Annotated in this window: 9 protein-coding genes and 1 riboswitch; of the genes, 2 read left to right on the top strand and 7 right to left on the bottom strand. The window is 33.2% G+C overall.

Features of this window, described 5'->3' with window-relative positions:
- Positions 1–698: 698 nt before the first annotated feature.
- Positions 699–1,145, bottom strand: a complete 447-nt coding sequence (locus D1606_RS03620; RefSeq protein WP_119414641.1) for an OsmC family protein — start codon at positions 1,143–1,145, stop codon at positions 699–701.
- A 15-nt stretch (positions 1,146–1,160) separates the two neighbouring features.
- Positions 1,161–1,622, bottom strand: a complete 462-nt coding sequence (locus tag D1606_RS03615; protein WP_119414640.1) for a hypothetical protein — start codon at positions 1,620–1,622, stop codon at positions 1,161–1,163.
- A gap of 239 nt (positions 1,623–1,861) precedes the next feature.
- On the opposite strand from D1606_RS03615, the gene D1606_RS03610 reads away from it, so the two are divergent.
- Positions 1,862–2,362, top strand: coding sequence for a DUF3231 family protein (locus D1606_RS03610; RefSeq protein WP_119414639.1), 501 nt, complete (start codon positions 1,862–1,864; stop codon positions 2,360–2,362).
- An 89-nt stretch (positions 2,363–2,451) separates the two neighbouring features.
- Positions 2,452–3,081 (top strand): DUF2238 domain-containing protein, encoded by a 630-nt coding sequence (locus tag D1606_RS03605; RefSeq protein WP_119414638.1) that lies wholly within the window; start codon positions 2,452–2,454, stop codon positions 3,079–3,081.
- A gap of 113 nt (positions 3,082–3,194) precedes the next feature.
- Here D1606_RS03605 and D1606_RS03600 read toward each other — a convergent pair whose 3' ends face one another.
- The 5 genes from D1606_RS03600 to D1606_RS03580 all read right to left on the bottom strand — a co-directional run bounded on the left by D1606_RS03600 (position 3,195) and on the right by D1606_RS03580 (position 9,440).
- Positions 3,195–4,907, bottom strand: coding sequence for an ABC transporter ATP-binding protein (locus tag D1606_RS03600; RefSeq protein ID WP_119414637.1), 1,713 nt, complete (start codon positions 4,905–4,907; stop codon positions 3,195–3,197).
- Complete coding sequence (locus tag D1606_RS03595; protein WP_119414636.1) at positions 4,900–5,640, bottom strand: MerR family transcriptional regulator; 741 nt, start codon at positions 5,638–5,640, stop codon at positions 4,900–4,902. The genes D1606_RS03600 and D1606_RS03595 overlap by 8 nt, the downstream gene beginning before the upstream one ends.
- Before the next feature lie 210 nt (positions 5,641–5,850).
- Complete coding sequence (locus tag D1606_RS03590; protein WP_119414635.1) at positions 5,851–6,603, bottom strand: hypothetical protein; 753 nt, start codon at positions 6,601–6,603, stop codon at positions 5,851–5,853.
- Between the two features lie 23 nt (positions 6,604–6,626).
- A riboswitch (cyclic di-GMP riboswitch) is annotated at positions 6,627–6,715 on the bottom strand.
- 139 nt (positions 6,716–6,854) lie between these two features.
- Positions 6,855–8,429, bottom strand: a complete 1,575-nt coding sequence (locus tag D1606_RS03585; RefSeq protein WP_119414634.1) for a putative bifunctional diguanylate cyclase/phosphodiesterase — start codon at positions 8,427–8,429, stop codon at positions 6,855–6,857.
- Positions 8,430–8,552: 123 nt separating this feature from the next.
- On the bottom strand, positions 8,553–9,440 hold the full coding sequence (locus D1606_RS03580) for a helix-turn-helix domain-containing protein (RefSeq protein WP_119414633.1): 888 nt from the start codon (positions 9,438–9,440) through the stop codon (positions 8,553–8,555).
- Positions 9,441–9,653 lie beyond the last annotated feature (213 nt).

The following is a 9,653-nucleotide window of genomic DNA, read 5'->3' as shown; positions in this document are numbered from 1 at the left end:
TTTTAGATATTAAGATTTTAACTTTCCATCAACTGGTTTTCTAAATTAGGAACTGCTAATATATACCAACTAGCCCATTTCTATCTTATCAAATAATTTTTCTGTATTTCTAATGTTTTTTTATTTTTGAACTTACATCCGAGCAGCGCAATGGGTTTATTCGCTCTTGGAGGGAGGTTATTCGCTCCTCGGCACCGTTTATTCGCTCACTGATTACTTTTATTCGCTCCTTTTCGAATTGTATTCGCCCTCTCAGCAATTTACGTCCTATCGAGAGCGAATTCACAGAAGACGATATACTCTTTTTCTCCGCGGCTGGTTTTACTTGTTTCATACTTCCATTTGAGCCGCGAACAAGGATCTTGTGCATTTTATTCGCTCTTGGATGGGTTTTATTCGCTCCCTCGCCTCGTTTATTCGCTCCCTGATTACTTTTATTCGCTCCTTTTCGAATTGTATTCGCCCTCTCAGCAGTTTACGTCCTATCGAGAGCGAATTCACAGAAGACGATATACTCTTTTTCTTCGCGACTGGTTTTACTAGTCTCATACTTTCATTTAAGCCGCGAAAAATGATCTTGTGCATTTTATTCGCTCCTTTTTAATTGTATACCATATCTTAACAATTTACGTCCTACCTAGAGCGAAATCGCAAAAAAAAACACCTTTCAGCTACTAAACTAAAAGGTGTTTCCTAAATTATTCATAATCTATGGTGATTTTTAGGGCTAGTTCTACGTTACCGCGAATAGCTTTGCTAATCATACATGTCTTTTCTGCCTTTTCCGCAAGACGTACAACTTGTCTTTCTTGTTTTTCTGTGTAAGTACTTGGGATTACAATTTTAGGTTTATGTGTGATTTTGACATAGGTGAATACCCCATTCGTTACATCTACCAAACCTTCTGAAGTCATTGTCAACTTACTAGTTTCTAAGTTTGCACGTTCAAGCATTGCAGCTAACGTGATGATATAGCACGTCGCTGCAGCACCGAGAAGCATTTCATCTGGGTTCGTCCCTACTCCTGGTCCATCCATTTCAGGAGGAATGGATACCTTTGTTTGGAGTTGCCCAGATGCAATCTCTCCTACCGAATTACGACCACCTGGCCAAGATGCAGTTAAAGTGAAAATATGTTCTGCCATTTGAAATCCCCTTTTCTAGTTACCAAATGAAAAATATTTCTCTGTTTTTGGATCAAATGCGAAGCGTTCAATTTCTTTATTTTTCTTAATCGTAATAATGTAGACCTCTTGTCCATCATAATCGATCATTGTTTGTCCAAAAACTCGATCTTTGACAACCTTTCCGCCTTCTGTACGTTGAATAATTTCCGTAGCATCTTCTGCATTAAAAGTTGGAATATGACTCTTATAAACAAAAGGTGCAACTACTAATAACACATAAGCAATGATTATTAAGATATACTTTTTCCGGAAATTACTTGTTTCGACCAATAAAAAGTAACTAACAAAAAAGAACACATTTCCCACAACAACATAGGTAATCATGTCGTCTAATCCATTGATAAATAAATAATCTCTACCTATAAAATAAAAGCATAAGATTTCAATGACAGATACCACTAAAATCCCTTGCAATAATCGTTTTCGCTTTTCCAAATATAATTCACCTCTAAAAGCTTATCAAAAGTACACTTCAAAGTATTTATTTTACTACTCGTCGACACTTTCTGTATATAACAAATTATGCCATATTATCATATCATAAAGCCATCTTAACAGTTTGAATAATAGACGGTAATTTTAATTATTTTGTTCCAAAACATAAATATTAGAATGTATAAAAAGGCCATATTAAGAAAATGATAAGTTTATACAATACGATTGGAGGAGTTTATATGGGTGTTATGGATGGAAACCCTAAAGTTGAACCGTTACATTATGGTGAAGTTACAGGTTTGTGGGCATATGTTGCTTCTAATAATGGTTTAATCAGTGGATATGAGATTTCTGTAAACCATACTGGTGATGAAGATCTTAAAAAGATTCTTCAAGATGCAATTGAGATGATGAAAAGGCATAACAAAGAAGTAGAAGAGATTCTCAAAAACAATGGCATTACGCCTCCACCTAGTTTACCAGGAGTACCCAAAGCAAATTTAGAAGATATTCCTGCTGGCGCAAGGTATGTCGATCCTCAAATCAGTGCAACAGTATCAGTAAATGTCGGACAAGGGCTAGTAGCTTGTAGTATGGTCATGGGACAATGTACTCGTGAAGATATTGCAAAATCATTTGCTAAATATCACATGGATTGGGCTATGATTGGATACAAGCTGTTAAAGTTAAACAAAGAAAAAGGATGGATTGCTCATCCCCCTCTTCATAAACCAGAATAACCATTTAAAATATTTTAAAGGGATCGACTTCAATCGTTCCCTTTTTTAGCATTAATATAATTAATGTTTTTTGAAAAAGGAAGGCTGTAATGACTCAAAACAAACCTATCACTAAAAAAATCCATTTATTTTTGTTACTAATCGTAGTTGTAGTTTTAATCTGGTCGCTCATTAAACCTTTGAGTTATTCAAGCTGGGCAGCAGACGGAGGACCTATTTTTATCTGTCTGATTATCGTCATCGCGACATATCATCGATTTCGCTTTACCACACTCTCCTATATTATCATTGCAATATTAGTCATTCTAGAATTTATCGGTGCTCATTATACTTTTGCAAAAGTTCCCCTATTTGATTGGATAAAAGATAAGTTTGATTTAAAAAGAAACGATTATGATCGCTTTGGACATTTGATGAAGGGAATGGCTATTATTATCGTTAGGGAAATCATTATTCGAAAAACACAAATTCAAAAAGGACTTTGGCTTTTCTTTTTCAGCTTTAGCATTATTATGATGATCGCTTCCTTATACGAAATCGTCGAAATGCTATCCTATAAAATTGCCAAGGGTACCCAAGTTGCAAAAGGATTTTTAGGCATGCAAGGTGATCGCTGGGATGCTGAATGGGATATGACAATGGCTTTAATAGGTTCCATACTTTCATATATTATTTTTGTACGATTGCATAATAAGTTATTAGCAAAAATACGGAAGTGATAACGTGAGACTGTACACAAAATAGATAAGAGTGGGTCTTAATAACACAAAAGGAATTGAAGGTTCTAATTGGAACAGTCAATTCCTTTTAAAAATGATGCCTCCTAGTACTTTTAGGAAAGTGATGTACTAGATAATAACTGCTGATAATAGGGATGCGTCTGTTGAAGTTCTTCATGCGTACCGCTTCCTGTTACTTTTCCTTCTTCAAATATTAAAATTTGATCAGCGTGTGTTATCGTTGATAATCGATGTGCAATGATAATAGTTGTTCTCCCTTTCATCACTTTCTCTAAGGCTAACTGTACTTCATGCTCGGAGTCATTATCTAAATTAGAGGTGGCCTCATCTAACAACAAAATTTTAGGGTTACGCAATAATGCACGTGCAATTGCGATACGCTGTTTTTGCCCACCGGATAATTTAATCCCACCTTCACCGACTTCTGTATCTAGCCCCTTTTCAAGCTTAGACACAAATTCCCATGCGTAAGCTGCTTTTAATGCGTCGTACATTTCACTCTCTGTCGCATCTTGTCTACCATAAAGTAAATTATCTCTAACCGTACCTGTCATTAACGGAGCTTCTTGCGTTACATATCCAAAGAGTCCTCTCCACTCTTTCAATGCAAGATCATCAATCGTTTTTTCTCCAAAAAGAATCTCGCCCTCTTTTACTCTATAAAAGCGTTCTAACAAAGAAAGTATCGTCGTTTTCCCGCCACCACTACTACTAACAAATGCAGTGGTTTTCCCTGTTGGAATTGAAAATGAAAGACCATTTAACACTGGCTTGTCTCCATAATGAAAGACTACATTGTCAAAATGAATAGATGACAAATCATTTATCATTGGTTTTCCACTCATTTTTTCAATTGGTTCTTTTAAAATAGTTGTTAGCCGTTCAGTAGCACCTAATGCTTTTTGCAAAGCTGTAAAGAAAGTCGCCATTTGAGTAAAAGGAAGGATAATTTGTACCAAATAAATCATAATAGCCACAAGTTCTCCAGCCGAGATGGCTCCAGTAGCAACCTTTGCTCCTCCATATCCAAACAACAAAATCAGTACGACCATCATAATAAGCGTCATAATTGGCGATAGAACTGCTAGTACCTTTGCTTCCTTTAAACCAAAGTGATAAAGATGCTGAATTCTTTCATTTCCTTTTTGCTGCTCTATTGACTCCATTTGGGATGTTTTGACTAATCGAATATTTGTTAATACCCGACCTAGCTGACCGCTAAAACTTGCCAGTTCATCTTGATTTGCCTTTGCAATTTTATGCATACTCTTCCCTAATGGTAACGTTATTAAAATAGCCAAAGGAACTGAGATTAGCATAAGTAGCGTCATCTTCCAATCAATCCATATCAAAATCGATACTGCACCAATAATGGCAAAAACCCCTGACACAAAACTTACAAAATGCTCTGTAATAAGTTCCTTGATAACACTCGTATCTTGCGTAATCCTACTCATCGTTTCTCCAGATTCGTGATCATCGAAATACGGTATCTTTAAATAGAGAACATGCCCCCAGAACAGTTGGCGTAAATTTGCTACTACACGCTCTCCAAACTTCCGCATCATATAAAAAGTAAATCCACTTAAGATAGCTTGGCATACAAGAAATAAGGCTAAAAATCCAATTGATTTCCAATGAACTCCCCCATTTGAAAAGTCATTGATCATATTCATCGTAAATAACGGCACCGCTAAACTAATAATTGTTTCTACAATACTGATCAATAGAGCACTTGAAGCCATTCCTTTTGAAAATTGGCTTTTTTGTATAAGCTGCCAAAGTTCTTTCAAAGAATTATTCATCATCTAATCCTCCGTATAATCCTAGTCTTTTGGCTTGTTCTAAGAACCATTCCTCTTCCTCTTTTGTAAATGGAGAAGGAAATAACAATTCAGCCATCTCCATATCTACTTTTCCTTCTAATGCCTCTGCAATTTCCAACATCAACGGTTTTGGAATAATCATTGAAAACTGTTCTATTAAGGATTTTAGTGCTTGATCGGCAATTGGTTTTTGATAAGCCTGTTTGATAAGATAAGTGAGCTCCATATATTGCTGATTAATATCAATAATATTTTCCCCTGTATAATCATACATTTTTTCGATTAAATCTAACGGTAGGAATTGTGCCAAATATTCTTTTTGCTCATTCTCCGTTAGCAAGCTATGAATGATCAATAAGAACAATGTTGGCTCCACGACCTTACTTTGTCCAGCAATAGCAGTCGCTGTATCGATACAACGAATAATTCTATCAATCTGGGTTCGCTTTTTCTCCAACTGTTCCTTTTGAAACATTAAAGAAGACAAAATCGTTTGCGAATCATCCTGTAGTAATTCTTCAATCTCATCCAATGTATAATCCAAATATTTTAAAGTAACAATCTTTTGAACTGTCTCAATACATCGATCATCATAATACCGATGCCCCGCTTCAGAAATATAAGACGGATTCAATAAACCCTTTTGGTCATAGAAGCGCAATGATCGAACAGTCAAACCTGTTTTCTTAGCAAACTCACCAATTGAATACATAACATCCTCTCCCTTTATCATCAGTATAAAAGCTGACGTAACGTTAGATGCAACAAAAAAATGTTACTAAAATGAATTTTTAATGATTTTAACAATTGAATCAGATACATCAATCTCATCAACATCTAGACAAAACAAAAGACATGAGTCCAAATTATTGAACTCATGCCCATGTATTAAGTATATCTATTGAGTTAGTAACCGACTCTATTACTGAGCTGGAACTGTAGGAGTTGCTATATCTACAGTTGAGGGTTGATCTGATGTATCATCTGTTTGCGTTTGTTCTTCTGCATCTGATTGGTCATCTGTATCACCAGAATCTATTTGATCATCAGATTCTGTTTGTTCTTTTGCATCCTCAGTATCTTCTTGGCCATCTGAATCTTTTTGTTCATCTGTAGCATTAGTTTGTTCTGAATCCTCTTTAGTGGTTGAAGCTTGTTCTGCTAGTGATTCGACTCTATCAATCTCGTCTTTTGCAAGTTGTTCTAATTCTTCGGATTTCTTAATTAAAGCTTCATAATCTGATTCACTTAATCTATTCTTTTTATTTAATGATTTTAGTTGTTTGTTAATTGTACGTAGTTTATTGATCTCTGCTTTGAGTTTACCTTTATAGCTTTTATATTTTTTTGAAGCAGTTTTTTCACTTAACTCTTTCTCAGTTGTACCATCTTCATTCACTCCGAAAAATATGTTAATAGATTTAGTAATAGCTGATACATTTTTATTAACCGAATTCAAACGCTTTTCAACTATTTTTCCAGCTTTAGATTTAATAACTGTTTTTTTCTTATTTTCTTTTTTCTTATCTTTTGCTTTTTCTACTTTTTCTACTTTTTCTTTATGACCTGATTTACCATGATCTGCACCTTTTGCACTTACTAAAGAAGTAGTGCCAAGTACTAAACTAACTGCTGCTAGACCTGTTAAAATTTTTGTTACATTTCTTGTTTTCATTACCTTTTCCTCCTCGTTTGGGTAACGGTAGCTGGCTGACATAGATATCATAAAATCCTTAGCCCCTGTAGCTTTGTGACACCAAGTTTCCCTGACTGTACCCTTTTGTTGTATTCCATATAATTTATCGGAGTAAATTGTCAAGAATATAGTAAAGATAATATGAAATATTAAGATTAATTTCCGGCAAAAGCTTCTTGCAAAAAATAGTAGTATAAAATAAAAATAGAGGTCTGTCCTCAAAGTCTATTTCATAAACTTTTTCGAACAGCCTCATGAGTAAGATCCTCTTGTAATGATTGAATCATTTCTTTTGCTATATGCTGTAAATTACAAAGAGTATCAAAAATTTGTTCAATAGATATTGGTCTACTAAATAAATAACCTTGTATAAAATCGCACTTACTTTTCATTAGATAATTAAATTGTGTTATTTCCTCTACACCTTCTGCAACCACTTTTAAGTTTAAATGTTTTGCCATTGAAATAATCATATCCACTATTGGTTCATTACTTGTATCTTGTTGGATATTTTTGACGAATGAGCAATCGATTTTCAAACAATCGATTGGCAAATCCCTCAAATAAGATAAGGACGAATAACCAGTCCCAAAATCATCAACAGCTAATGAAACACCAAGCGATTTTAAATCATGAAGAATTGGTGTAAGGTGATCCGTATTCATCGTCATACTTTCCGTTAATTCCAATTGTAATGATTGTGGTGATAATTCCGTCTTTTCTAGTATTTGTTGCACAGTTTGAACAAAATCCCCTTGAAATAGCTGACATAATGATAAGTTAACCGCAATTTGAATTGGTCTATCTATTTTATCTTGTAGTTTTTTTGTTTGATAACATGCTGTTTCAAGAACCCATTTACCGATTGGATTTATCAACCCGGACTCTTCAGCAACAGGTATAAATTCACCTGGAGAGACCAACCCTCTTTTAGGATGTCGCCATCTAACTAACGCTTCCATTGAAATAATTTCACCCGTCATGGTATCTACTTGAGGTTGATATTCTAAAAATAACTCGTTGTTTTTTAGCGCATTAAACAAATCATTCTCTAATGTTACTCTTTCAGTTCGCACATCAGACATAGATGTCTCATAAAACAAAATATGTTCCTGTGTGTTTCTGGCCTCGTATGCTGCAATCTGAGCAAACTTAATCAAATCCAACTCAGACTCTGCATCTTTTGGATAAAATGAAATGCCAATATTTAAGCTATTATTCAATGAAAAATACTGGATTTCAAAAGGTGTTTCCATTATTTTCTGAAGTTGCTTACAAAACTTCAGAATATCATCGCGACTTTCATAATGATCAATTAAAATGACAAACTGATCATCTCTTAACTTACCAATGATTAATTGATCGGATAATTGATCTTGTAGTCTCTGAGCCACCTTACGTAATAGGCAATCCGAATAAACAGAGCCGAGTGAAGATTTTATAGAAGCTAACCTATCTATTTCAAAAACTAATACCGCTTTATCATATGGATTAACATGTAAATTTTCTTCAATTTTATCTAACAAGTATCGTTCGTTTGGTAATTTCGTAATTTCATCAAAATACGTTTTATGCTTTATTTCTCTTTCAGAAACCATTAGATTTTTTTCTGTATCCACAAGTTTCTTCATGATATCTTGATGAAGAAACTTAATGTAAGCTGCTAACCCTACTTGCACGATCAGCACAATGGAGAAAATAACAATATTGAAAGTTGTTAGTTTGATAGTAAAAAGACTAACTCCAAATAACACGATTAGAACAAGATTTAAAAATAAATAAAAGCCACTATACTTTTCTTCCATTATTACCACCCGACCTTATAATCCTAAATGCATAATATTAAGCATTTAGAACCGAATAAATATATTTTCCATTATATATATTTAATCTTATTGAGAGGCAATAATAATTTTTTGTGACTTATTTTATACGTTATCTTCTTTATTTGAAGCCAACTTCTTTTTTAATAAATTGTCTAGGTCTTCTTTTAATTTTGTATAAAAATACTCATTACCTAAAGTTTTGAATATATCCAAGGATTTATTGCACTTTCCAATTCCTTCCATAACAGAATCGTCTATTATATTCATTATTCCTTCATAAAACAATGATAACGTTAGTTCAAAAAACTCTGTTTTTTTGGTGGTATATGTTTTCGTAGCATTTAATAGCAGTTTAGCAGATTCAAACTCATTATTTTTTATACTCAATTCTAGAAGATTAAATAATAAATAACTTAATACTTTTGTATCTGAATTCAATTCCTTATATTTTTCTGCGTATTTCAGTAAATTTTTTGACATTAAAATAGCAGCAGCAGGGGGCAATAGAAATAAAAAGTTATTTAATACAACCAACTCATAATAGCACCAATCATCAATGCTTAATAAATAATCTGTTATTTCTTGGATATATTCTTTATCTATTTTATTGACATCCAAGTCATTTTCCATACTAATGCACAAAATATATAAATGTCTTAAAAATATATCACTATTTTCTTCATATTTCTTTTCCGCTTCATTTTTTATTTTTGAAATTTCCTCTATATTATTTTCATAGTATAATTTTATTACTTTATTATAGTCATTCATTTTTGATGATTTTTTATAATCATTTTTAATATAAAAAAACTCATTGTAAGTTACATTACAGTAATCCAATATTTCAGTAAGCTTGTCTGACGAAATACTATTTTTTCCTGATTCGATTCGAGCAATATAGGGACGAGTCATACCAATCGCATTGGCTAGTGATTGTTGTGTAATGTTTTTATTTGTACGTATTTTTTTAATAACTTGGCCAATTTCCATTTAATAACCCCCTAATTTAAGATATATGTATAATTTTGTTTACATTTTATTTTAAATGTATTTTATTGACTATAATAATTTATATAACATAAAAGAAAGGAATGTGAAAATGATGAAAAAGAAATCTATTTTCTTAAATTGCTTAATCGCAGCTACACTATTACTAACTTCTGCAGGAACTATCCAACTCCAACATTTTTTTGCAGAATTCTA

It is taken from the genome of Rummeliibacillus sp. POC4 (genome assembly GCF_003576525.1).
GTDB lineage: Bacteria > Bacillota > Bacilli > Bacillales_A > Planococcaceae > Rummeliibacillus.
The sequence above is the reverse complement of the archived record's forward strand: the minus strand, read 5'-3'. Positions and strand labels throughout refer to the sequence as shown.

Coding starts and splice junctions, on each gene's coding strand:
- D1606_RS03620 (WP_119414641.1), bottom strand. CDS start 1,145: ATGGCAGAACATATTTTCACTTTAACTGCATCTTGGCCAGGTGGTCGT.
- D1606_RS03610 (WP_119414639.1), top strand. CDS start 1,862: ATGGGTGTTATGGATGGAAACCCTAAAGTTGAACCGTTACATTATGGT.
- D1606_RS03605 (WP_119414638.1), top strand. CDS start 2,452: ATGACTCAAAACAAACCTATCACTAAAAAAATCCATTTATTTTTGTTA.
- D1606_RS03600 (WP_119414637.1), bottom strand. CDS start 4,907: ATGAATAATTCTTTGAAAGAACTTTGGCAGCTTATACAAAAAAGCCAA.
- D1606_RS03595 (WP_119414636.1), bottom strand. CDS start 5,640: ATGTATTCAATTGGTGAGTTTGCTAAGAAAACAGGTTTGACTGTTCGA.
- D1606_RS03590 (WP_119414635.1), bottom strand. CDS start 6,603: ATGAAAACAAGAAATGTAACAAAAATTTTAACAGGTCTAGCAGCAGTT.
- D1606_RS03585 (WP_119414634.1), bottom strand. CDS start 8,429: ATGGAAGAAAAGTATAGTGGCTTTTATTTATTTTTAAATCTTGTTCTA.
- D1606_RS03580 (WP_119414633.1), bottom strand. CDS start 9,440: ATGGAAATTGGCCAAGTTATTAAAAAAATACGTACAAATAAAAACATT.